Raw genomic sequence first — 943 nt, 5'->3', positions numbered from 1 at the left:
TTTAATCCGATTAGTTTGGTAATCTCATCTATAACTTTGGTTTTTTCGAAAATGGTTGATGAATTATCAATAACATCCTGAACAACATCAATATTAGTTATAGTAGCATCCTCACTTGTATAAGTATATAAGCCCTTTCCATTTTTTTCCAGTGTAGTCACAGTTTGTGAATCACCAACTAAATCTTGTAAATCAATTACCGTTGGGATTCCAAGTTCATCTTTGTAAGTTAATGTTTTAGCATCAGAATTATGAACTAATGACGTGACAGTTTGATCTTCATAGGTATAACTGCGTAATATATCTCTAACTGTCTGACCACCACCTTCATTTCGTTCAAGACCTGCAATGTTGGTGAAATTGTCTGCTACGTCCTGAACAATATTAATTTGGCTAGGAGCTCCTTCTTCATTTGTATAAACATAAGATCCTCCTCCATTATTTTGCAGATACGTCTTAGTTTCAAGCATTGAAACAGGAATTTCTCTACTATTTTCATTCTCGTCTGTATATACTAATTTTGCACCGTCACTTTCCAATTTCACTTCCAATGATGTAAGGCTCTGCTCCGCTTTAACAATCGTGCTTATAGCTTCATGTGCAGTCTGTCCCTTATCAGTTCTCTCTCCATCTAAAACATTAGTAAAATTATCTATTACATCCTGCACTACATTGATAGTGGTAGGTGTTTTATCTTCATTGGTATAAGTATACTTACCATTATTATCTGAATCTTTTACTAAAGTGGTTACGGTTTGTGCATTACCAACTAAATCTTGTAAATTAATTACAGTTGGAATTCCACTTTCTCCATTATAGGTTAACTTGTTAGAAGTTGAATCATAAACCAAAGTTGTTTTTGTTTCGGCATTTCCTACCAGAGATTCAAGATCAAGCACATGAGTTTGTTCTTTCTCATCTGTATAAGTAAGTGTTTTGGCGA

At 33.9% G+C, this 943-nt stretch carries 1 pseudogene; it reads right to left on the bottom strand.

Annotated features, from left to right (window positions below):
- A pseudogene (locus ACWA1B_RS22355) lies at positions 1–943 on the bottom strand (hypothetical protein); the annotation flags it as partial.

The sequence above is a fragment of the Flavobacterium xizangense genome (assembly GCF_054075145.1).
The sequence above is the reverse complement of the archived record's forward strand: the minus strand, read 5'-3'. Positions and strand labels throughout refer to the sequence as shown.